The organism is Lactonifactor longoviformis DSM 17459, from assembly GCF_900129135.1.
Lineage (GTDB): Bacteria > Bacillota > Clostridia > Lachnospirales > Lachnospiraceae > Lactonifactor > Lactonifactor longoviformis.
Genome location: NZ_FQVI01000012.1, coordinates 101,755 through 125,344, shown reverse-complemented (window position 1 = coordinate 125,344; position 23,590 = coordinate 101,755). Strand labels below are relative to the sequence as shown.

Annotated in this window: 21 protein-coding genes; 18 read left to right on the top strand and 3 right to left on the bottom strand. The window is 48.9% G+C overall.

The window, feature by feature from the left end; genetic code table 11:
* Positions 1 to 387 precede the first annotated feature (387 nt).
* A complete protein-coding gene (locus BUA56_RS12605) occupies positions 388 to 927 on the bottom strand; it encodes a hypothetical protein (RefSeq protein WP_072852248.1) in 540 nt (179 codons plus the stop codon).
* Between the two features lie 181 nt (positions 928 to 1,108).
* On the opposite strand from BUA56_RS12605, the gene BUA56_RS12600 reads away from it, so the two are divergent.
* From BUA56_RS12600 to BUA56_RS12590, 3 genes are read left to right on the top strand one after another with little or no spacing between them, the layout of a single operon-like run.
* The gene (locus BUA56_RS12600; protein ID WP_072852266.1) at positions 1,109 to 3,652 is read left to right on the top strand and encodes a ribonucleoside-diphosphate reductase subunit alpha; all 2,544 of its coding nucleotides are present in this window, start codon (positions 1,109 to 1,111) and stop codon (positions 3,650 to 3,652) included.
* Positions 3,653 to 3,693: 41 nt separating this feature from the next.
* A complete protein-coding gene (locus BUA56_RS12595; protein WP_072852268.1) occupies positions 3,694 to 4,737 on the top strand; it encodes a ribonucleotide-diphosphate reductase subunit beta in 1,044 nt (347 codons plus the stop codon).
* A 49-nt stretch (positions 4,738 to 4,786) separates the two neighbouring features.
* Positions 4,787 to 7,315, top strand: a complete 2,529-nt coding sequence (locus BUA56_RS12590; protein ID WP_072852246.1) for an FAD-dependent oxidoreductase — start codon at positions 4,787 to 4,789, stop codon at positions 7,313 to 7,315.
* A gap of 771 nt (positions 7,316 to 8,086) precedes the next feature.
* On the opposite strand, the gene BUA56_RS12585 is transcribed toward BUA56_RS12590, so the two are convergent.
* On the bottom strand, positions 8,087 to 8,659 hold the full coding sequence (locus BUA56_RS12585) for a nitroreductase family protein (protein ID WP_072852244.1): 573 nt from the start codon (positions 8,657 to 8,659) through the stop codon (positions 8,087 to 8,089).
* Between the two features lie 137 nt (positions 8,660 to 8,796).
* On the opposite strand from BUA56_RS12585, the gene BUA56_RS23200 reads away from it, so the two are divergent.
* The 12 genes from BUA56_RS23200 (at position 8,797) to BUA56_RS12530 (ending at position 20,883) form a co-directional block, all read left to right on the top strand.
* The gene (locus BUA56_RS23200; protein ID WP_167594275.1) at positions 8,797 to 8,970 is read left to right on the top strand and encodes a hypothetical protein; all 174 of its coding nucleotides are present in this window, start codon (positions 8,797 to 8,799) and stop codon (positions 8,968 to 8,970) included.
* A 304-nt stretch (positions 8,971 to 9,274) separates the two neighbouring features.
* Complete coding sequence (locus BUA56_RS12580; RefSeq protein ID WP_242946768.1) at positions 9,275 to 9,469, top strand: 4Fe-4S binding protein; 195 nt, start codon at positions 9,275 to 9,277, stop codon at positions 9,467 to 9,469.
* 18 nt (positions 9,470 to 9,487) lie between these two features.
* Positions 9,488 to 10,546, top strand: coding sequence for a 3-methyl-2-oxobutanoate dehydrogenase subunit VorB (gene vorB / locus BUA56_RS12575; RefSeq protein ID WP_072852240.1), 1,059 nt, complete (start codon positions 9,488 to 9,490; stop codon positions 10,544 to 10,546).
* Positions 10,546 to 11,283, top strand: a complete 738-nt coding sequence (locus BUA56_RS12570) for a thiamine pyrophosphate-dependent enzyme (RefSeq protein ID WP_072852238.1) — start codon at positions 10,546 to 10,548, stop codon at positions 11,281 to 11,283. The genes vorB and BUA56_RS12570 overlap by 1 nt, the downstream gene beginning before the upstream one ends.
* A gap of 1 nt (position 11,284) precedes the next feature.
* On the top strand, positions 11,285 to 11,836 hold the full coding sequence (locus BUA56_RS12565) for a 2-oxoacid:acceptor oxidoreductase family protein (RefSeq protein ID WP_072852237.1): 552 nt from the start codon (positions 11,285 to 11,287) through the stop codon (positions 11,834 to 11,836).
* A complete protein-coding gene (locus BUA56_RS12560; protein ID WP_072852235.1) occupies positions 11,833 to 13,920 on the top strand; it encodes an acetate--CoA ligase family protein in 2,088 nt (695 codons plus the stop codon). Before BUA56_RS12565 ends, BUA56_RS12560 begins: the two co-directional genes overlap by 4 nt.
* Before the next feature lie 25 nt (positions 13,921 to 13,945).
* On the top strand, positions 13,946 to 15,073 hold the full coding sequence (locus BUA56_RS12555) for a Glu/Leu/Phe/Val family dehydrogenase (RefSeq protein WP_072852233.1): 1,128 nt from the start codon (positions 13,946 to 13,948) through the stop codon (positions 15,071 to 15,073).
* A gap of 37 nt (positions 15,074 to 15,110) precedes the next feature.
* Positions 15,111 to 16,460, top strand: coding sequence for an APC family permease (locus BUA56_RS12550; protein WP_072852231.1), 1,350 nt, complete (start codon positions 15,111 to 15,113; stop codon positions 16,458 to 16,460).
* A gap of 161 nt (positions 16,461 to 16,621) precedes the next feature.
* Positions 16,622 to 17,332, top strand: a complete 711-nt coding sequence (locus BUA56_RS12545; RefSeq protein WP_072852229.1) for a FadR/GntR family transcriptional regulator — start codon at positions 16,622 to 16,624, stop codon at positions 17,330 to 17,332.
* Positions 17,333 to 17,517: 185 nt separating this feature from the next.
* The gene (locus BUA56_RS12540; RefSeq protein ID WP_072852227.1) at positions 17,518 to 17,892 is read left to right on the top strand and encodes a GntR family transcriptional regulator; all 375 of its coding nucleotides are present in this window, start codon (positions 17,518 to 17,520) and stop codon (positions 17,890 to 17,892) included.
* Entirely contained in the window at positions 17,889 to 18,791 is a 903-nt protein-coding gene (locus tag BUA56_RS12535) for an ABC transporter ATP-binding protein (protein ID WP_072852226.1), read from the top strand. Before BUA56_RS12540 ends, BUA56_RS12535 begins: the two co-directional genes overlap by 4 nt.
* Positions 18,766 to 20,883 (top strand): DUF6449 domain-containing protein, encoded by a 2,118-nt coding sequence (locus tag BUA56_RS12530; RefSeq protein WP_072852224.1) that lies wholly within the window; start codon positions 18,766 to 18,768, stop codon positions 20,881 to 20,883. The genes BUA56_RS12535 and BUA56_RS12530 overlap by 26 nt, the downstream gene beginning before the upstream one ends.
* 7 nt (positions 20,884 to 20,890) lie before the next feature.
* Here the strand turns inward: BUA56_RS12530 and BUA56_RS12525 are convergent, their stop codons facing one another.
* Entirely contained in the window at positions 20,891 to 21,802 is a 912-nt protein-coding gene (locus tag BUA56_RS12525; protein ID WP_072852222.1) for a cation diffusion facilitator family transporter, read from the bottom strand.
* Between the two features lie 220 nt (positions 21,803 to 22,022).
* Between BUA56_RS12525 and BUA56_RS12520 the strand changes: the two genes are divergently transcribed.
* The 3 genes from BUA56_RS12520 (at position 22,023) to BUA56_RS12510 (ending at position 23,580) form a co-directional block, all read left to right on the top strand.
* Positions 22,023 to 22,529 carry a hypothetical protein gene (locus tag BUA56_RS12520; RefSeq protein ID WP_072852219.1) on the top strand — a complete coding sequence of 169 codons (507 nt, stop codon included), beginning with the start codon at positions 22,023 to 22,025 and terminating at the stop codon, positions 22,527 to 22,529.
* Between the two features lie 4 nt (positions 22,530 to 22,533).
* A complete protein-coding gene (locus tag BUA56_RS12515; protein ID WP_072852217.1) occupies positions 22,534 to 22,959 on the top strand; it encodes an acyl-CoA thioesterase in 426 nt (141 codons plus the stop codon).
* Between the two features lie 183 nt (positions 22,960 to 23,142).
* On the top strand, positions 23,143 to 23,580 hold the full coding sequence (locus BUA56_RS12510; protein WP_072852215.1) for an RrF2 family transcriptional regulator: 438 nt from the start codon (positions 23,143 to 23,145) through the stop codon (positions 23,578 to 23,580).
* Positions 23,581 to 23,590: the final 10 nt, after the last annotated feature.

Below are 23,590 nucleotides of genomic sequence, written 5' to 3'. Positions count from 1 at the left end.
TCTCTCCATAATGGTTACCCCTTTCAGGGCGTGTCGTGCAGACCTCCCCGGGTACCACACGTTTCTTTCTCTCCATCCATCTGCCACATCTACCATACATGATTCCGGGTAGTTATTGGACTTCGACTTGTCATGCAGCCTTATCCTCATGCATAGCCTCTTATGTGGTTTCTGTTCGTCAGACCAGAGATTTGCCCATGGGTTCGTATGTTCCCCATATCCGGCTTCCTTCGGATTCCACCTCACAATGGACACCCTTGCCTTCGGCTATATCCTTCCCACCACCGGGCGGATTCCGGACTTTCACCGGTTAGAAACGTGCGCCGCCGGGCGCACATAAAAAACGGTGTTCGGACCGCAGGTCCGGGCGCCGTTTTTACCCTTTCTCTAATTCAATCCTAAAACATTCAGGGGAATCTCATTAAAAAAGTAATGACATCCCATCAGTTCTATATAATCCAAAGTGTCTTTATACTGATCCGCCCGAAACCAGTTATTCAGCAGATAGACATACTCCACCCACATATTCAGAGGCTTGAAAAGCTTTTGATATTCCCATTTCTTAAAATGGCAGTTGGGCAGCTTTTCATCCACAGACCCCGGGGAACTCTGAAATTTTTTCTCTATAATATAGACGGTTGCGTTGTTATAATTAATGAATGCTTCGTCTGGAAGCCACCGTTTAGAATTACAGTATCTGTAGTCGATCCCTCTGGGTTCCAGAAAGTGGGTATAAAGCTTGGTTTTAGCCACGGACATGCCGATGGGCTGCTGGAGCATAAAGCCGTCTTTTCGATAAATGCTGCAGTCGATCACTTGATAGCCTCTGTTTTCCAGGGCCTCATTCAGTGAAGTTGTCTGTTCAAAGAGAAGGCCGTTAGCATTGGTTCTGGCCCCGCCTCCGTGGATGTTAGGTATTCTGGACATAGTTTTCCTCCCTCAGTGTGTTTTGTCTATTATACCAATCTGCGGAACAAAAATCTACTGGTAAGACAGAAGATACCTCTTGTCAAACCATAGTAAAGTGGACTATAATAATCAAGAATGATCCAGGATAATACAGGGAATTCAGGAAAAACTGATAGTGAGAAAGAAAGGGTCACATACTATGGAAATTTTGAAACGAAACGGGCAGGCAGAACCCTATCAGTGGGAAAAGATAGAACACGCAGTACGTCTGGCATTCCGAAGCGTGGGACAGGAGCCGGATAAGGATACACTGCGGGATCTCACAGAGGCTGTGGAGGCCAGGATCCAGAAGCTGGTCCGGGAGGGGGAAACCCTTCATGTAGAACTGGTCCAGGATCAGGTGGAGAAGACACTGACTGAGAGAAATTATTATGAAGTACTGAAAAGCTACATCCTTTATCGGGAGGAGAGAAGCAGAAAGAGAAAAGCCAGACAGAATATCGCCGCCTATTTTGCAGAGACAGAGACGGAAAGGGAGGAGATAGACAGAACCCTGAAGGCTGTTCAGTCAGAATATCCGGACACACCCTATGATCTGGAGCATCTGCTGATTAAATTTACCTCTTTTTTTAAACAGAGCATGAATGGGAAGGAAAGGCTTAGAATTCTCACCCAGGCGGCAGTGGAGCTGACTACCCAGGAAGCTCCAAAATGGGAGTTTATCGCCGGAAGACTCTATATGCTGCAGTTTGATAAGCAGTTAAAAAAGAATATGAAGCAGTACCAAATTACGAATTTTTATGAAAAAGTGAAGTATCTGACAGAAGAGGAATTATATGGGAGTTATATACTGGAGCATTACTCCAGGGAAGAGCTGCTTTTCTATGAAACCTATCTGCAGGAAGAACGGAATTATCTGCTGAACTATTCCGGCCTTGAGCTGCTGCTGGGCAGGTATGTGATTCGGAACCGGCAGCAGATTCTGCTGGAAACGCCCCAGGAGATGTTTTTGGGGATTGCCATGCATCTGGCTATGCTGGAAACAAAAGACAGGGATGGATGGGTGAAGCGCTTCTACGATATGCTGAGTACCCTGAAGGTCACTATGGCAACACCCACTCTTTCCAATGCCAGAAAGCCATACCATCAGCTCTCTTCCTGTTTTATAGATACGGTGCCGGACAGCCTTACCGGAATATACAGAAGCATAGATAATTTCGCCCAGGTGAGTAAGTTTGGGGGCGGTATGGGGCTGTACTTTGGAAAGGTGCGGGCAGCGGGAAGCAGCATCCGCGGGTTTAAAGGTGCGGCAGGAGGTGTTATCCGATGGATCAAGCTGGCCAACGACACGGCGGTGGCGGTAGATCAGCTGGGGGTCCGCCAGGGAGCGGTGGCTGTATATCTGGATGTGTGGCACAAAGATCTCCCTGAATTTCTGGCACTTCGGACAAACAACGGGGATGACAGAATGAAGGCCCATGATGTCTTCCCGGCGGTATGCTATCCCGACTATTTCTGGGAGCAGGCCAGGGATAATCTGGAGGGAGACTGGTATCTTATGTGTCCCCACGAAGTACAGACAGTCAAAGGGTATGCCCTGGAAGATACGTGGGGGGAAGAATGGACGGAAAAATACCTGGACTGTGTGGAGGATCACAGAATTCATAAGCGGATTATCCCCATCAAGGATATTGTCCGGCTGATTATAAAGAGCGGGGTGGAGACAGGCACTCCTTTTACGTTTAACAGGGATCTGGTGAACCGGGCAAATCCAAACGGCCACAAAGGAGTTATTTACTGCAGCAATCTCTGCACAGAAATCGCTCAGAATATGAGCGGGATTTCTCAGGTGGATCAGAGGGTGGAGACCATAGACGGAGAAACCGTTGTTGTGACAGTGACAAAACCCGGAGATTTTGTGGTCTGTAACCTGGCAAGCCTTTCTCTTGGAAAGATCGATGTGAAGAACCCAAAAGAGATTATGGAGATCACAAGAAGTGCGGTGCGGGCATTGGATAATGTAATCGATCTGAATTTCTTTCCTGTCCCCTATGCAGAGGTAAACAACAAAAGATACCGTCCCATTGGCCTTGGCGTCAGCGGCTATCATCATATGCTGGCCAAACAGGGGGTTCTGTGGGAGTCAAAAGAACATCTGGAGCTGGCGGATCAGGTATTTGAAGAGATCAATTATGCGGCTGTCACAGCCAGCTGGGAAAATGCGGCAGAAAAAGGCTGTTACGAATATTTTGAGGGAAGTGACTGGCAGACAGGTGCTTATTTTGAAAAGCGGGGATATGACAGCAGCCGCTGGGAGACCCTGAAAAACCGCGTAAAGGCGGACGGACTGCGCAATGGCTATCTTCTGGCAGTGGCGCCCACCAGCAGTACAAGTGTCATTGCGGGTACAACTGCGGGGGTAGATCCGGTGATGAACCGCTATTTTCTTGAGGAGAAGAAGAATGGCCTTATGCCCCGGGTAGCACCGGAGCTGGATCTCTCCACCTTCTGGTTTTATAAAAATGCCCATCATATTAACCAGGAGTGGTCTGTGAGGGCGGGGGGCGTGCGCCAGCGGCACATTGACCAGGCCCAGAGCATGAATCTATACATTACTAATGATTATACTTACAGCCAGGTGCTGCGTCTGTATATTCTGGCCTGGGAGTGCAAGGTGAAAACGCTGTATTATATCCGCTCAAAAAGCCTGGAGATAGAAGAGTGTGAGGTATGCTCCAGCTGAAGGAGCAGGTGAATCAGGAAGCAATGGAAGAGGAGAATAGTATGGAACAGCTGAAAAAGAAACCCCTGTTTAACCCTCAGGGAGACATTGATGTAAGAAAACGCCGCATGATTAACGGAAATACAACAAACCTGAATGATTTTAATAATATGAAATATACATGGGTCAGTGACTGGTACCGCCAGGCTATGAATAATTTTTGGATCCCGGAAGAGATTAACCTGGGGACGGATGTGAAGGACTACGTGCAGCTGGCGGAGGGAGAGAGAAGAGCCTATGATAAGATCTTATCGTTTCTCGTATTCCTGGACAGCATACAGACAGCAAATCTTCCTGCGGTAGGGGAATATATTACGGCCAATGAAATCAACCTGTGCCTCTCTATCCAGACCTTCCAGGAGGCAGTCCACAGTCAGAGCTATAGCTATATGCTGGACAGTATCTGCGAGCCCCAGACCAGAAATGAAGTTCTGTACCAATGGAAGAATGACGAATATCTGTTAGAGAGGAATACTTTTATCGGAAACTTGTATAATGAATTTCAGAGAGATAAAAGTCCCTTTACCTTTGTAAAGACACTGGTGGCAAACTATATCCTGGAAGGCATCTATTTCTACAGCGGATTTATGTTTTTCTATAATCTGGGGCGGAACCATAAGATGCCGGGCTCTGCCCAGGAGATCCGGTACATCAACCGGGATGAGAACACACATCTGTGGCTTTTCCGCAGTATCCTCCTGGAACTGAAGGAGGAAGAACCGGAGCTTTTTACAGAGGAAAAAAACGCGGTCTACCGGGATATGATCCGTCAGGGCTGTGAACAGGAGATCCGCTGGGGCCATTATGCCATAGGAGATGACGTGCCGGGACTTACCCGGGAAATGATAACGGAATATATCCAGTATCTGGGAAACCTCCGTTGCCAAAGCCTGGGATTCGCAGTATTATATGAGGGTAGAGAAGAAGAACCCTCCAGTATGGGATGGGTAAGCCAATACAGCAATGCCAATATGATAAAGACTGACTTTTTTGAGGCACGGAGCACAGCCTATGCAAAAAGCAGCGCATTGGTGGATGATTTGTAATTGATGAGGCTTGTTTTCTTCCGTAAAAATTAGAAAGAGAGGATTTGCTATGAAACCGACAGAACTTAAAAAGAACCTGTACTGGACAGGGATTTGCGACACTGAGCTGAGGGTATTTGACATTATCATGGAGACCGAATTCGGCACTACTTACAATTCTTACCTGATAAAAGGCAGCAAAAAGACAGCCCTTATTGAGACAGCCAAATATAAATTTTTTGATTCTTACGTAAAGAAGCTGGAAAGCCTTATTGATCTGCGCAAAATTGATTATATTATTGTCAACCATACAGAACCTGACCATGCGGGGAGTGTGGAGAAGCTGATAGAACTGAACCCCAATATTAAAATTGTGGGAACCGCGGCGGCGCTGGGATTCCTGAAGAATATTGTAAACCGGGACTTTTACAGTATTGCGGTGAAGGAAAATGATGTACTGTCTCTGGGAGACAAAAACCTGCGGTTTATGATCCTTCCCAATCTCCACTGGCCGGATACCATGTATACCTATCTGGAAGAAGAGCAGGTGCTTTTTACCTGTGACTCCTTCGGCAGCCACTACAGCTTTGACGGAATCCTTCTCAGTGAAGTGACAGATGAGGAAGGGTATAAAAGAGCGGCAAAGTATTACTTTGACAACATTATAGGACCCTTTAAGCCATATATGAGAAAAGCACTGAAAAGGATTGAAGATCTTCCGGTGAGTATGATCTGTACAGGCCACGGCCCGGTGATTGACTGCAGAGTCAAAGAAATCATCGGTTGGAGTGACGAGTGGAGCAAAGAGACAAATCCGAACACGGAAAAAACCGTCATTATTCCTTATGTAAGTGCTTACGGATACACCAAAGAGATGGCAGAAGAGATAGCCCGGGGCATACAGGACAGCGGGGAGGTTGCTGTGCGCATGTATGACATGGTAGAAGCAGATCCGGCGAAGGTTATGGAGGAACTGGGGTATGCGGACGGCGTACTGTTCGGAACGCCTACGATTGTGGGGGAGGCCCTGAAGCCTATCTGGGATCTCACCACCTCTATGTTCCCCAGAATCCACGGCAAAAAGCTGGCCAGCGCCTTTGGCAGCTACGGGTGGAGCGGAGAAGGCGTGGAACATATTCTGGAGCGGCTTCGCCAGCTGCGGATGAAAGTAGTTGACGGACTGAAGGTACGCTTTAAATCCGGCAAAAATGACTTGATTGAAGCCTATGAATATGGATACAATTTTGGCTGTATCCTTCAAAACAAAGAGAATCCCAGAACGAAATCGGCAAAACGCGGTCTGGTAAAATGTCTGGTATGCGGGGAAATTTTTGACGAGAGTCTGCAGATTTGCCCGGTATGCGGCGTGGGAAAGGAAAACTTTGTGCCGGTTGAGGAGGAGGAGAACAATTTCCGCAGGGATACGAGCGAAAAATTCCTGATCCTGGGCAACGGCGCCGCAGGCGTCAGCGCCGCGGCTGCGATCCGGGAGCGAAACGCCACATGCTCCATTGTTATGGTTTCCAATGAGGAAGTTCTCAGCTATAACCGCCCTATGCTTACAAAATCCATCCTGGCCGCTTTTCAGCCCTCCCAGCTTGCGATCCATGAGGAGAGCTGGTATCAGGAGAAGAATATAATAAATGTGCTGGGAAGAACCGTCTCAAAGATTAACACAAAGGAAAAAGAAGTGGAATTTACCGACGGCATGCGCCTGCAATATGATAAATGCATCTATGCCCTGGGGTCTGAATGCTTTGTACCGCCAATACCGGGCACAGAAAAAGAAGGGGTAATCGCCATCCGCAGGCTTACCGATGCGGTGGAGGTAGGAAGCCTTCTGCCTAAGATAAAGCATGCAGTTGTCATCGGAGGGGGTGTTCTGGGACTGGAAGCTGCCTGGGAGATCAGCAAATCCAAATGCCAGGTCACCGTTTTAGAAGCAGGAAGCCAGCTTATGGGCCGTCAGCTGGATGACGGAGCCAGCGCCCTTCTGAAAAAAATAGCGGAAGAACAGGGCATCCAGATCCGCCTGAATGCCAAAATCAGTGCGGTTGAGGGGGAGACCAGCGCAGCAGGGGTACGCATGGACGACGGGGAGGTGATTCCCGCAGAACTTGTGATTATCTCCGCAGGAGTCCGGGCAAATACCGCGGTTGCGGATAAAGCCGGAATCAAAATCGACCGCTCTGTGGTGGTAAACGAGAAAATGGAGACAAGTGAAGAGGATATCTATGCCTGCGGCGACTGCGCCCAGTACCAGGGAATCAATTATGCCATCTGGCCCCAGGCCCTGGAGATGGGCAAGGTAGCAGGCGCAAATGCTGCCGGTGACAGCCTGGCATATGAGCCTGTTCCTGCGGCTTTGAGTTTTCACGGAATGAATACTTCCCTGTATGCCATCGGCGATCCGGGCAAGAAACCGGAGACAAAATATAAAAAGGCAGAGCTGGCGGATGAGTGGAAGAATACCTACGAGAAATACTACTTTGTAAATAACCGGCTGGCAGGGGCAATCCTAATTGGAGACACCTCAAAGATGGCACAGGTAACACAGGCCATGGAAAAGAGCCTGACGTATAAAGAGATGTTTAAGTGATTGGTTTAAGATTATAAAGCGCGCTGGTTATAGAAGGAACAGTATCAGACGGACGGATATGGAAGGGGGCCGGAGGGGAGGGCACTGGCACAGGGGGACCCAGGGGATGAGGCAGGTCAGGGAGGTTAAGCGGAGCGAGCCGAAGATCCAGGCCGCCAGCTGATTGGTGAGGAAGGCTCTCCTGACGAACCTAGCAGCTGGCAGGACTGAGCTGAGGGGAGCAAAGCCTCGAGCTGACCTGCCTCATCCCCTGGGTCCCCCTGTGCCAGTGCCCTCCCCTCCGGCCCCCTTCCATATCCTGACATAGGCTCACTTTATATCCATAGAAAGTGGGAGGGTAAAGTCGTATGTTAAAATCTGCAACTTTTTTCATCACTTATCCTATCTCCATTTTGTGAATGCAAAATCTGAGATTTTTTCTGAGCAAACAGATGAGAAGGAGATTGTGTGGGGCTGGCCGTTGGAGGGAGGACTGTGTTCCGAGGACGATTCCGCAGGAGTGATTAGAGAGTCTTAGGCAAAACCAGAATCCCCGCAGGAGATTTTTTCGGCAGTCCAGGCCGAAAAAAAGTGAGAATGGGCAGAGAATGCATCTAAAGCATTCTTTGACCATACGAACGGTGCTCCGGAGGGGATTCTGGTTTTGTCTTAGACTCTCTTCGCGACGGAGGTGTCCCCGGAACACAGTCCTCCCTCCAACGGCCAGCCCCACACAATCTCCCTCTCATCGTCCGTCTGCGACAATCCCGATTTTAACAGTCAAACTCCAAATCACAAAACAATATCCTCTAACTTCCTCTTCGGCACATAATGCACATCATTATCATCCCTATAATACTTTGTATTCTCATCGGTTACCTCGGTAAGGATGATTTTTTCGTCAGGTTTGCCAAGGGCAACTACAAGCATAGGAATGAGGGATTCCGGGAGATTCAGGGCGGCGGACAGTTTTTCGGGGCTGAAGTTGCCGATCATGCATCCGCCCAGGCCTTTTTCAGCTGCAGCGAGAAGTATTGTCTGTGCAGCGATCCCCACGTCTTTCTGGAACAAGGTCAGAGAGGCGTGAATCCTGGTATCCTGGCAGATGACTAGGTAGGCGGCAGGCTCTTTGCCGGGATGGGGGAGCGTGAGGTGAGGGAGTGCGGCGGCCCATTTTACAAGGGGATGGATCCGGGCTGCGGTGTCTTCCTGGTATGCCAGATAATATTTCAGAGGCTGAATGTTTACACTGGCCGGGGTGTATCGGGCGCAGTCCACCAGATCCAGCAGCTCTTCCTCTGTTATTTTTCTGGTGGGATCGTACCCGCGGAAGCTCCTGTTTTGTTTTACTAAATCTTTGAACATAGAATATCCTCCTTCTTTTTTATTTGTTCAGCATAAGATAAAGTTAAATCTTTGTCAATGAACATAGAAAAATTGGAAAGATAACGGGAGAATAAACCGGCCCGATTGCACAAATACTATCCATGTGAGGTGATAGTATGATAGATAATGAAGAACTGCCCATCGGCTTTACCATGGAACTGGCTATGCATTCAGACGCTCTTGTGCGTTTCTCTGCTATGAACAAGGAAGAGCAGGAAAATATTATAGACGGGGCAAAACAGATAAAAAGCAGAAATGAAATGAGACATTATGTGGAGAATATATTCTAAATCTCCGGGACAGCCAATGAAAGAACAAAAAAGTTCTTCCATTGGCTGTTTTAATGCATAGGAGAGATATTTATTTAACAAAAAGGAGAAAAAACCTAAAATATGTGAAAAAATAATCAATAATGAAAAGCTATAAAAATATAAACAAAAATATTCTGCTAAATTCATTAAAATCTAATAAAATCCTGAAAAGTATCAAAATAAAATTGACAGGTTCAAGGACTGGTGATATAGTGAAGGCAAATCAAAACTGGTTGGACCAGTAAACCAATTAAACCAGTTAAAGGAAAGGAGGAATATGGGGTTGGCAGTCAAGGTGGAGAAGGAAAGGTGCAAGGGATGCCAGTACTGTATCAAGGCATGTCCCAAGGATGCAGTTTCCCTGTCCGGCGAAAGAAACAGCCAGGGGATCGAGTACATAAGTGTAGACCTGGAGAAATGTGTCGGATGCGGAACCTGCTATACGGTTTGTCCGGATTTGGTATTTACGATCAGTTAACGGAGGAGGTTAAAAGTATTGGGAAAGGTATTGATGAAAGGAAATGAGGCTCTGGCAGAGGCTGCCGTGAGAGCCGGATGCAGATTATACTGCGGGTATCCGATAACACCCCAGACAGAGCTAATGGAATATCTGTCGGGGCGCCTGCCGGAAGTTGGGGGACAGTTTGTGCAGGCAGAATCAGAGGTCTCGGCGATCTCTATGCTGTATGGGGCGGCAAGCACCGGCTATCGCGTGATTACGGCTTCGTCCGGGCCGGGCTTCAGTCTGAAGCAGGAAGGGATTTCCTATATGGCGTCCCAGAATCTGCCGGGAGTGATTGTGGATGTGTGCCGTTATGGAAGCGGCCTGGGCCTTATCTGTCCGGGACAGGGAGATTACTTTCAGGCCACCAAAGGGGGAGGTCACGGAGATTACCGCCTGCCTGTGTATGCGCCGCACACCCTTCAGGAATGTGTGGATCTGGTGACACTGGCATTTGAGAAGGCAGAAGAGTATTTAACTCCGGTGATTCTTCTCACAGACGGAGCCCTGGGACAGATGATGGAAGGCGTAGAGCTGCCCGAAATGCAGCCGGTGGATCCGGATAAGCCCTGGGCACTGAAAGGAAAAGGAGAAGGTGAATACCGGTTCCTGATTACAGATGCCTACGGCGGGCCGGCCTATGACGAGGGGCTGAGGAAAAAATATAAACAGATCGAAGACAGAGAACAAAGGTGGGAATCTATAGAGACGGAGGATGCAGACATCATACTGGTTGCCTACGGCACATCAGCCAGAATCTGTAAGCGTGCGGTTAAAATGGGAAGGGCACAGGGGATCCGTCTGGGCCTGATCCGGCCGGTGACTCTGTGGCCGTTCCCCTTCCAGGCATTCCGGCCGGTGAGAGATACCGCACAGGCATTCCTCTCGGTGGAGATGAGCGCCATCGGCCAGATGGTAGAAGACGTGGCTCTTGCCGTGAAGGGCAAAGCGCCGGTACATGTTTATACGGCCGGAATGGTTCCGCCGAAGGAACAGAGGATTCTGACTATGGCCAGAGAGATTCTGGACGGAAAATTAGAGGAGGTGTTCTGATGGGAAAGGAATATAAAGGGCCGGACTGTATCAAGGGAACATCCGGATACTGTGCAGGCTGCGGGCACGGCATTATCAACCGTCTCATCGCCGAGGTGCTGGAAGAGATGGGTCTGGAGAAAAAGACAATCATATCTCTGGCAGTAGGGTGCTCCTGTATCATGGGAGATTACGTAGAGGTAGATAAGATTCAGGCTCCCCACGGGAGAGCGCCCGCCACAGCAACAGGGATCAAGAGGATGCGGCCGGATAATCTGGTTCTGACGTACCAGGGGGACGGAGATATCGCTTCCATCGGCTGTGCCGAAATCATCCATGCAGCCGCCCGGAATGAGAAGATTACAACGATATTTGTCAATAACGGTGTATACGGAATGACAGGGGGGCAGATGGCGCCTACCACCCTTCCCCATCAAGTGACGGCCACCTCACCCAGAGGGAGAGATACCAGTCTTACAGGAATGCCTGTAAAGCTGTCGGAGATGATTGCCGTGCTGCCGGTTGCCTATGTAGCCAGGGGCTCCGTACATAATCCGGCATCCATCAAAAAGACGAAGAGCTATATCAAAAAGGCAATCCAGGCACAGGTGGACAAAGAGGGATTCTCTATGGTGGAGGTTCTGGCTCCCTGCCCCACCAACTGGCACCTGAGTCCTCTGGCATCCATGGAAAGAATCGAACAGGAAGTAATCCCCTACTACACACCGGGGGAACTGGTCAAAAAGGAGGGAGTCTGATATGCATGAGATTTTATTTGCCGGTTTTGGGGGACAGGGCGTTCTTGCAGCCGGAGTCATATTGGCCAATGCGGCGCTGCGGGCAGACCTGAACACGACCTGGCTGCCGGCCTACGGGGGAACCATGCGGGGAGGCACAGCCAACTGCTCTGTAAAAATAGCAGAGGAGGAAATTGCCAGTCCCTATATTGATGAGCCGGATATTCTGGTGGTTTTTAACGAACCGTCCCTGAAGAAATTTGAGTCCCAGGTGAAACCTGGGGGAACCATCTTCGTAAACAGCTCTCTGATTCACCGGGAAGTGGAACGGGACGATGTAACTGTGGTAAAGTCACCTGTCACAGAACTGGCCGCCGGACTGGGAAATGCCAGGGCCGCCAACGTCTTTATGACGGGGGTACTTTTATCCCGGATCCCTCTGGTGTCTGCAGAGGCCGCCTGCCTGTCCCTGGAAGAATACTTTAAGCCTAAGGGGGAAAAGATGATCGCCTTTAATAAAAAGGCGCTTCTGGAGGGATATAAACAGAAGGAGAAAGGGGAGGTAGACGTATGAATCTGAAAAGTCTTCTCCGCCCCGGTTCAGTAGCGGTCATCGGGGCCAGTGAAAAACTGGGGTTTGGGAGAGATGCCGCAGAGAATCTTATGAAGGGGGATCTGGGAGATCAGCTCTATCTGGTAAACCCCAAAAGAGAGGAGGTTTTGGGAAGAAAATGCTATAAAAGCATTGCGGAGATTGGAAAACCGGTGGAACTGGCAGTGATCTGCACGCCTATGGCCGCGGTCAATGGGCTGCTGAGAGAGGCGGCTGCCTGCGGAACAAAGGCAGCGGTGGTCTATGCCAGCGGCTACAGCGAGGCAGGAGAAGAAGGAAAGGCGGCGCAAAAGGAACTGGCAGAGGTGGCGAAGGCCTGTGAGCTGGCAGTGTGCGGACCGAACTGCGGAGGATTCATCAATAACCGGGACGGAGTCTTTGCCTTTGGACTTTTAATGCCGGAAAGGCGTAAGGCGGGGAATATCGGGCTGGTTTCCCAGAGCGGACAGGTATGTTCACTTCTGGCAAGTGTCCCGTATCTGAACTTTTCCTATGCCATATCCAGCGGCAACAATGCAGTGGCAGGGGCGGAGGATTATCTGGAATTCCTGGTGGAGGACGATGCTACGAAGGTTATTGCTGTGTACCTGGAGGGAGTCAGACAACCGGAGAGGTTTGTTAGAATTCTGGGGAATGCGGCCAGGAAGAGAAAACCTATTATTGCCTTAAAAGTAGGCGCATCGGAGAAGGCGAGGCAGACAACTACTGCCCACACAGGAAGCCTGGCCGGTTCCGACGGCACATTTAATGCTCTCTTCAAAAAGTATGGGGTCATCCGTGTGGACGATATGGAGGATTTGGTAAATACCTGCCTGGTGTTTAGCACGCTGGAAAAGCCCCTGAGGAACAAGAATCTGGCGATCATGAATGTCTCAGGAGGAGAGGCCGCTATATCAGCGGATGTGTCACAGATGCAGGGGGCAAGTCTGGCGAATCTGTCGGCAGATACCCTGAGACAGATTAAGGAAATGCTTCCGGGGTACGCAACACCCAACAATCCTCTGGATATGACAGCAACCCTTGTATTTGAGCTGAATAAGTACAAATCCGCAGTGAAAATCATGATGGAAGATGAGAATGTCGGGGGGATAGCCATGGGTCATAATCCGCCGGAAAAGATACCCGAGAGAGACCGGGAGGTTGACTTTGGCTTCGCAGAGGCTCTGGCAGAAATTAACCGGGAGACTGAAAAGCCTATTGTGATCCTGCCGGGCATGTCCAGAAAAAGAGATCCGGAATTGAGAGAGTTTTACGGAGAACATCATATTCCGATTCTGGACAGCCCGAAGTACGGACTCAGCGCCCTGCGCCGTTATGGAGAATTTTGTATGTATTCCCCGGATGACCGGACGCTTATCCCGGCTGTGCCTCCTCAGGACAGAGAGACAAAGAGCTGCATCCTCTCAGAGCATGAAAGTAAACTGATCTTGAAGGACAGCGGGATTCCGGTACCGGAGGAGATTGTTGTGACAGCTGCCGATGAGATCCCCCGGGCGGCAGAAAAACTGGGATATCCTCTGGTTATGAAAATTGATTCTCCGGATATTCCCCATAAAACCGATATGGGAGGAGTAAAACTGGGAATTGCAGATGAGAAGGAGGCCATTGCCGCCTTTGAAGAAATTATGAACAACGCACAAACCCATAAACCCCAGGCACGAATCCGGGGAGTGCTTATGCAGCAGATGCTTCCTAAAGGAACGGAGATGATTCTGGGAATTAACCGGGATCCTCAGTTTGGGCCAATGGTACTGGCAGGTCTGGGTGGAATCTATACAGAGGTATTTCAGGATGCTGCTCTCTATCCCGCGCCGCTGAACCGGAAGGAGGCAATGGAGATGATACAGTCTCTGAAATCCTATGCCATTCTGAAGGGGTACCGGGGAAGCAATCCGCTGGACACAGAGGCATTGGCGGATATGATTGTAAAATTAGGGGATTTGGCCGTGGAACACTGCGGCGATCTGAAGGAGTTGGATATGAATCCGGTATTTCTCTATGAAAAGGGCGTGTATGCCGCTGACGCATTAATTGTGAAAGGGTAAAAAACAATTTGGGAGGTTTTGTATTATGAGAGATCCATATGTAGTAATTGAATGGTCTGACAGGAAAAGCGAGGCAAAGGGCTGGCTGGTGATTGACAGTATAAGGGATGAGTTTGCTGCCGGGGGGCTGCGGATGAATGTAACGGTAAACCGGGAAGAGGTGGAGCGTCTGGCTCAGGTAATGTCTTACAAGTATGTGGCAGCGGAAGCAGAGATTGGCGGCGCAAAGGGCGGTATTATCTATGACTATCACAAAGAGGATGCGCTGGAAGTTATGGAACGCTATCTGGAAGCGATGAAACCCTACCTGGAAAACGGCATTACCGTGGGAGCAGATCTGGGAACCAGGGCGGAAGATGTAAGACGGATAAAGCAGAAGCTGGGGATCGAGGAAAAGGAACCAAAAACTATCCGGGAGAATCCGGAACTGGCGGCCAGATCCCAGGAAGTCATTCCAAAGATATTAAAGGAGACCGTTGAGGGTCTGGATATGGACCGTTTCGTAACCGGATACGGAGTGGCAGTGGCGGCTGATGAGGGATGGAAGCTGACCGGCGGGACCCCGGGTGCCGCTGTGGCCATTCAGGGATTCGGAAGCGTGGGAGGAAGCGCTGCCCTGTGGCTGGAAAAGCTGGGATACAAAGTGGTTGCCATAGCGGACATCAAAGGGATGTACTATAATGAAGAAGGACTGGATATCCGGGACTTGCTGGATGCCAGAAATAAGCTGGGAGAAGTGGATTTGGATAAAATGAAGAGCAGGTGCCAGGTGAGAGACCGTGATGCATGGCTGGATTTGGATGTGGATATTCTTATCCCGGCCGCGGTAGAGGATGTAATCACCAGGGAGGCGGCTGAGACGATAAAAGCAGGCCTGATTGTGGAGGGCGCCAATATTCCCACTACCCCAGAGGCGGATGAAGTAATCAAACAGAGGGGGATTCATCTGGTTCCTGACTTTATTGCCAACCTGGGTTCTGTGTGCTTCTTTAATTCCGTAGAGAGCTGCAAATGTGAGCCTACCCCTCAGGGTGTCATGGACCGGCTGGAGGATGTGATAAGAAGAGATGTGCAGAAGACCTTTGCCTATGCGTCAGAGCATGGGATATATGCCAGAGACGCGGCATGGATTCTGTTTAAGCCGGAAATGTAAATGGAGAAAGCCCCTGATGCTGAAAGGAGATAAATAGATGGAGAATAAAGGGAAAAAGATGAGTGCTCTGGACGTTACGTTAATGGCCGTAGGAGCCATTATCGGTGCTGGTGTGTTCAGTATGACCGGCGTAGCCGTTGGCGCGGCAGGGCCGGGGGTGCCTATAGCGTTTTTGATTGCAGGAGCTGCGGCGATGATGGTGTGTCTTCCCTTCATGGTTATCTCTTCTGCTATCCCGGTGAGAGGAGGGCAGTATCTGTATGTGGCCCGTTTCCTCTCCCCGGTTCTGGGATTCCTGCTGGTCTGGAATCTGGTATTTGAAATATTTTATGTTAGTGTGCTGGGAATTTCCGCGGGACAGTATCTGCCTAACATTATACCAGGTCTTTCCCCGAGGCTGGCAGGAACCATCGTAGTATTGGGGATTGTAACCGCCTGTTTGTTTAATATCCGCACTTCGGCTAAGATACAGAACTTTATGGTGATTTTGGTGCTTATTGCCCTGGGATTGTTTATTGTTCTTGGAATACCCCACATCAAGCATATCTCACTGCCGAAAATGGTTGCCGGTTCCAGTCTTTCGGGAATTATACTGGCAGTCAGCTACGTGAGAAGTTCAGCGTACGGCGCCGTAGGAGTGGTGGATCTTGCCGGGGAAGTGGAAAATCCGAAGAAAACGGTGCCCAGCGCCATTGCTACGTCTACCATAGGCGTTTCGGTTCTGTATGCAGTGGTTGCCTTTATTGCGGTAGGCGTAGTGCCCTGGGAGGAGATGATCCAACAACCTCTGTCTTACGCGGCAAAAAGTTATATGCCTCTGTGGATCTTCAGCTTCTTTGTAATCGGAGGCGCACTGTTTGCCATCCTCACAACACTACTTTCTATGATTATGTCCTACAGCCGTGCAATCTGGGCGGCGGCAGACGACGGCCTTTTTCCCAAATGGCTTCAGTCAACCAACCGTTTTGGAATTCCCTATAAAATCATACTGATTATGGGAGCCATAGGCCTTCTGCCGGTTGTGCTGGATCTGCCCCTGGACTATGTGTTTGCCGTGATGAACGCTCCGGGCATGATGCTGGGCCTTCTTGCCACCGTGCCGGTGCTGATTGCCCCGAGAAAATTAGAGGGCAAGTTTGCACACGCGTGGTTCAGGATGCCGAAATGGATCATCTGGACACTGGTGCTGGGGAATATCGCGCTGACCCTTGTGCTCAGCTTCAGTCTGTTTGCTACGTTGGATCTGAAAACGATTCTGGGGATCCTTCTGTTTTACGGAGGAGGAATCGTATACTTTTTCATCAGGGTAAGCTTGCTGAAAAAGAGAGGGGTGGATCTTATAACTCAGATGAAAACCTATGATCCCTCCTGGCTGGAGGAGAACTAATGGACTGCCGTTTCCGGAATGCTTTTATACAGCCCGGGAACGGCAGTATTGCCGTGACTGTTCCTGCGCGAAATAAATTGGAAGCTGTGCAAACAGGCTCCTGATATGCTATAATAAAAACATTAGAGTAAAATTTATTTGAACGTTAGGGAGAAGGTATCATGAAACAACAGCAAACGGCAGTTAAACCAGTGCATAAAGAGTTGCTGCACGCGAAAATCGCAGATGCAATCATGGAATATATAAAGGGAAATCAGCTATCGGAGGGTGACAAACTGCCCTCCGAGCGCATTCTGGCGGAGCAGTTTGTCACTAGCCGGAACTCCGTGAGAGAGGCTCTCCGGGTGCTGGAGAGGGACAACATCATTGAAGTGCGGGCCGGCAGCGGAGCCTTTGTACGGGCACATGAAGAGTCAGATTCCTTTTATCTGAAGCTGTGGAAGGTGAATTACATTGAGATCCTGGAAATTTTAGAGATTCTGGAAGGAAATATGGTCAAAAAAATCTGCGGAAAACTCTCCCCGGAGGAGCTTCGCCCTCTGGAGGAATACCTGCAGGAGATGGAGCAAAACGCAGAGAAGACAGGGACATTTCTCCATGAAACAGATATTGCATTTCACCAAACCATGAGGAGCTATTCCAAGAACCAGACGCTGATTCAGCTGATTGACGAACTGATACAGTCGCTGCACTCCTATTGGAAGAACCTGAAAGGAGAGGACGCACAATGGATCTCCACCCTGCCGTATCACCGAAAGCTGGTGGAGGCCATCCGGGAGGGAGAACTGAGAGATGCACAGAGTGCTCTGAAAAAAATTTGCGAGATTGACAAGGATATTACAGAATATCTGCAGGAATCTAATGGAAAATAGCAATGAGGAGGGGCTGCTTGACAGCCGCTCCTTTTTCAGAGCCAAGACAGAAGCTGCATTTCTGAATATATCCTTAAGATTCGGGGGTTCCATTGACAGCCCCCTTGTCCCCGTGCTATATTTCAGGTGTACTAATTACAATAGTACACCTGATACACTTACTTGAAAAGAAAGAAGGAGCCTCTATGATAGTGATTGATTACCAGAATCGAAAGCCAATCTATGAACAGATTGTAGAGCGGTTTGAGCTGTTGATTGTAAGGGGAATCCTGGAGCCTGATTCGCAGATACCTTCGGTGCGTTCTCTGGCCATGGAATTGTCAATCAACCCGAATACCATTCAGAAGGCCTATGCTGTCCTGGAGCAGGAGGGGTTTATTTACGCTGTGAAAGGAAAAGGGAATTTTGTTTCCGGAGATAAGAAGTTGCTTATCGAACGGAGAAAGACGACGTTTTTCCTGGATTTGCGCAATCTGTTGAGAGAAGGGATGGATATGGGAGTGTCCAGAGACGAGTGCGTAAATGAGGTGGATCATATATACGAGGAGGGGATATTGTGATACGGGCAGAGGGAATTCGGAAAACATTCGGCTGCAGAAAAGCCATTAACAATATTACGGTGACCATTCAGGAAGGAAATATTTTTGGACTGGTGGGCACTAACGGAGCGGGCAAAAGTACCTTCCTGCGCATCCTGAGCGGTGTACTAAAACCGGAGGCGGGTACTGTCACCATTGATGAACTGCCGGTATTCGAAAATGAGAAGGCCAAGGCAAAGATTTGCTTTCTGTCAGATACCGCCTACTTTTTTCCGGGGGCAACACCCAAAACCATGGCACATTATTACGGGATTGTCTATCCGGAATTTGATAAGAAAAGATTTGATGAACTGCTGAACAAATTCGGCATGGAACAGGATGCCAAGATCAATACCTTCTCCAAAGGAATGAAAAAGCAGGTTTCCGTGCTTCTGGGGATATGCACCAATACCCAGTACCTTTTCTGTGATGAGACCTTTGACGGGTTAGACCCGGTGATGCGCCAGGCGGTGAAAAGCATCTTCGCCTCTGAGATTCTGAACCGGAATTTTACCCCTGTGATTGCCTCCCACAATCTAAGAGAGCTGGAAGACATCTGTGATCATGTGGGGCTGCTGCACCAGGGAGGAATTCTACTTTCCAGGGATCTGGAGGATATGAAATTCCACATCCAGAAGATTCAGTGCGTGATCCAGAATCCGGTCCTGGAAGAAGAACTTCTGCGGGAGCTGGACGTTATGCAGCATGAAAAGAGAGGGTCTCTTCTGACCATCATCGCCAGGGGGACCAAGGAGGAGATTATGGAAAGAGTAGAAAGTAAATATCCGGTGTTCGGTGAAGTGCTTCCTCTTTCTCTGGAGGAGATTTTTATCAGTGAAACGGAGGTAGCAGGATATGACATCAAAAATCTCATTTGCTAAATTATTAAGAGAAGATATGAAGCGCAGAAGCTGGCTGCTGGCTCTGTGCACAGTAGTGTTCTTTCTGCTGGGGCCGGTGATCTGTCTGATGAACCTGGAAAGCCAGTTTAGAAGAGTGCGGCTGAATATGGGACAATACACGCTGAAAGATGTGAAAGAGTGGTTTCTGGGATTTGTGGGATTTAACAATGGGCTGCTGATGGCTGCTGTCTGCATCTGCGCTGTGCTTTGCGCTGTTACCGGATATCAGTACCTGCATTCCAGAACGAAAGTGGATTTGTTTCACAGCATACCGGTAAAGAGAGAAAAGTTTTTCCTGGTACAGTACGTCTCAGGCATTCTGTTTTTTCTGATTCCGTATGTTCTCTGCATGGTGCTGTGCCTCCTTATCGGGGCTTTTCAGGGGGTGGTAACTGCCAGACATGTGCTGTACTGTACCGGAAGCATAGGACTGGGGACACTGTATTTCCTCATGATTTACCATGTGGCCATACTGGCCATGATGCTCACCGGCAAGCTGTTGGTGGGGATTCTTGGGACTGCTGTATTATGCGGGGCAGGTACGGCAGTGAGTATGCTGCAAACCAGGCTCTTTCAAAGCTTTTACGATACGTATTTCACCACGGTCAGCGAAACGGGGACAGCCATACGGTCAGCCCTGTCTCCCATAAAAGGCTATTTCTATGCCGCGGGACGCCTGGGAACTAAGGGAAAGTTTCCGGGAGTATTTTTACTGGCCGCACTGGTGATCACCATTCTTTTGCTGGTGCTGGATCTCTGGCTGTATAAAAGGAGGGCTTCAGAGGCGGCAGAGTCTGCTATGGCATTCCCCAGGACAGAAGGGATCGTCAAAGTATGTATGATTGTGCCGGCATCTCTCTGGGCAGGGCTTTTGATGGGGAGCTTCAACACCTATGACAGCAGTGTGAACATAGGATGGTTTATCTTCGGTGTCCTGATTTCCCTGATCCTCCTGCACACCATCGTGGAATTCATCTACCATATGGATTTCAGGGAGATCCTGAGAAGAAAATGGTCTCTGCTGGCAGCGGCAGTGCTGGCCTTTGGGTGTTCGGCAGTATTCTTCTTTGACCTGACAGGCTATGACAGCTACCTTCCCAGGGAGGACAAGATTGACGGTATGTCCGTCTTTACCAGCAACTTCAACGGACGCTTCAGCTATCCCTATGATTCAGAGCTCAGCTACAATACAGGAAGTGAGCAGAGAACGCTGGATCAGGTAAATGTAAAGGACTTCCAGATGATCTATGACCTGGCAGAGGAAGGGGTAAAGAATAAAAATCTGAGAAAAGAAGTATATGCCATGGAGGAGTCCCGCATTGCCGTGTCACGGGCAAAAATTGGGGAGACGAGCAGCGAGGAACAGTACGATAATGTGTTTATTAAATATCATCTGAAAAGCGGCAGGGATGTTTACCGCAGGTATTTTGTGAACTATGAAAGCTCAGAGAAGTGCATTGAGCAGCTGTGCAGTAATAAGGAATATAAAGAAAGTCTTTTCCCCATCAATTATGTAAAGGAAGAAAATGTAGCCAAGTGTACACTGACAGATCGGTATCAGAGGGAGACCATTCTGAAACTGACGGATGAGCAGAAAATCAGACTGATCCGTACGTTTCGGGAGGAACAAAATAATGCTTCCTATGAGACAATGACACAAGGGCCAATTGCAGGAGTGCTGTCGATAGAGGTAAACGAAGATGAGTACAGCACCTCTATGTACCAGTACAGCATCAGTCCCGGGTTCACTCAGACCATTGCCCTACTGCGGGAGCTTGGAAACGAAATGGACGAACAGTGGAATCCTGAATATGCGGAGAGCATTCAGATCACCAATTACTATGAGTCGGGAACCAATACTCCGCCCACGGCTTCTTTCACAGAGAAAGGGGACATCGCTGAGATTTTGGGTGCAATAAACTGGGGAGGGGAATATGGTCCGGTCAAAGAGAGTACAGATTATTCCGTAGAAGTGGATGTAACCTGGAATATCGACGGGGCCAGATCAAACGGAGTCTACTACTTTACAGAAGGAAAGATACCTGAGTGCGTGATCCGGGCTTTTGAATAGCCAAGTTTTATTCTTCAAATTCAATATCCGGGAGGAGTTCAAAGTAAAAGTCCTGATATTCTTTGGCCAGCTCCCGGATAATCAATGACTGAAGGGCCTGGAATCTCCGGATGGAGACCAGGTCTTTTTCAAATGTGATGTACACGCTGATCCAAAGCTTTCTTCCGGTGCGGACAATATCATAATAGAGCTGATGATAGCCATGCTGTTCCAGAATGGGGGTGACGATCTGCTTCACAGACTCAACCGTTTCTTCCTCCGGCGCCAGCAAAAAGAGGTCTCTGAGGCCGGTGATAATGGCCCGGATGGGAGTGGGCAGCATGAAAATTGACAGTACAATAGCAATCACCTGATCCAGATAAGGGGTGAAGGCTTCAAACCAGTCCGCAGTCAGAAATGCGGGTAGGAAAAAGGCCAGGGACATCCCCAGGGAGGCGCAGGCATCAATTTTCCACTCCTGGATTTCCATGTCTACCAGGCGCGAAGTGAGGGAACGGTTTCTTTTATTGAGCAGGAGGATGATGATTACGCTCAGCACTGTGGCAAACAGTTCAAAATAAGCGATTTGCCCGAATGCCACATGGCGTCCTCCGTGAAGGGCGATCTCTACATTGTTCATAATGAGCCCGATGGTTACAGCCACCATCATAAAGCCCTTGATGACCACAAAAAGGGACTCGATCTGGAGGTACCCAAAAGGGTGCTTTTCGTTGGAAGGGCGGTAGAGCAGAGGGATCAGACTGATGGAGATCAGGATCATAAAAAGCTCAACCCCGTCATAAACAGCATCCAGCAGTACTGCCTGCGAGCGGGTCACAAAGGACATTAGGATCTCCAGGGACACGAAAAGAATCCCTCCGGTGAGGGAGATGTTCATTGCCCTTTTTTCTGTTTTTATCTGTCGTTTCGGCGCGTGCATACTTTCACCTCTATTTTTATTTCTTAAAATTATTATACATGCCGGCAAATTTTACAGCAACCTTGTTTCTGCAAAAATACAATTGTACTATTGTACTAATACTGAAACATTAAAAATCTTGACAAATACACGCACTGTATTTACAATTATAAGTGACAACCTGAATAGCTAATGAAATATAAAAGGGGAATCCCTTTTATGGGAACAGGAGGAGAAAGTGATGAACAAAAAAGCGAAGGGTAAGGGACTGCTGCAGGTACCGGGGATTATTCTGATTATATTGGGGGCATTTACGCTGGTGAGCGGTGCAATTTCCGTCTTTACAGCAAGAATGGCCGCATCGGACGGGGGAGCTCTGATTGAGAGCATGAACGCCATAGCACAATCCCAGGGGATCAATTATACCTACACGGCACAGGGACTGATGGTTGCGGCCATTATAGCACTGGTGACCGGAGCTGTATTCTTAGCAGGCGGTATTATTGGTGTGGCCAACTGCAACAAACCGCACAAAGCCCAAATATGCTTTATCATGGCAATTGTCATGATTGTGGTAGTTCTTGCACAGGCTATTTATCAGGCCATGAACGGCAGCTTCGGAATTCTGGGTACTATTATAAATCTGATTCTGCCCGTCTTGTATCTGATAGGAGCGAATAAAAATAAACAGATGCTGGAACTTGCGGAGATGACTTCTGCCGGCACCTCAGAGGAAGTACAGGAGTAAACATATGAAGTTACCTGCATATGAGCACACAGCGCAGTATTACGAGACGGATCAGATGGGGATTATTCACCACTCCAACTATATCCGGTGGTTTGAGGAAGCCAGGGTATCCCTGATGGAGCAGATAGGAGTAGGATATGATCGCATGGAGGCGGAGGGAATTATGAGCCCTGTGCTTGCGGTTGCCTGTGAATACAAATCCATGACCAGATTCGGTGATACCGTGGATATTCATACGGAGATTACAAAGTACGACGGAATCCGTCTGGAGCTCTCTTATGAAATTACGGATCATACCACCCGTGAGCTTCGGTGCAGAGGGAGCAGCAGACACTGTTTCATGGAAAAAGAGGGAGGAAACCTGGTGTCTCTGAAGAAGAGCAGGCCCACATTCCATACAGTATTTATGAAAGCAATTGAAGAAGCGTAATAATACCCCGGCGGTTACAGACCCCGGGGTGTTTTTTTCGGTCAGACGCAAGGCAGCCACAGCAAATCAAAAATACGGTATCTACTTGACAAGCTCCTGCCAGGTAGAGTAGAATTTATCATAGCAAAATAGTAGGAAAAGAATCCCGGCCTTACAGGCAATTACAGCCGGGGGAGGTAACGAATGAAGATATCAGCAAAAGGAAGATATGCCCTGCGCCTGATGATTGATCTGGCAGAGCATAACAGCGGAGAGTATATTCCACTGAAGGAGATCTCCAGGCGTCAGGAGATTTCTGTCAAATATCTGGAGCAGATTGTTGTGATCCTTGGCAAGGCCGGTTATCTGCGAAGTACCAGAGGACCTCAGGGGGGATATATGCTGGCAAAGGATCCCGGACAATATACGGCGGGAGATATCCTGCGGCTTATTGAGGGAAAACTGGCACCGGTTGCCTGTCTGGAAGATGAGACAAACCAATGCCTCAGACAGGAAGCATGTGCAACTCTTAAATTCTGGGAGGGACTGTACCGGGTAATCAACGAGTATGTGGATTCTGTGACGCTGCAGGATCTGGCAGAGGAGCACAGGAAGTCGGGGGCATTGGATTTTATAATATAATAGAGTACGG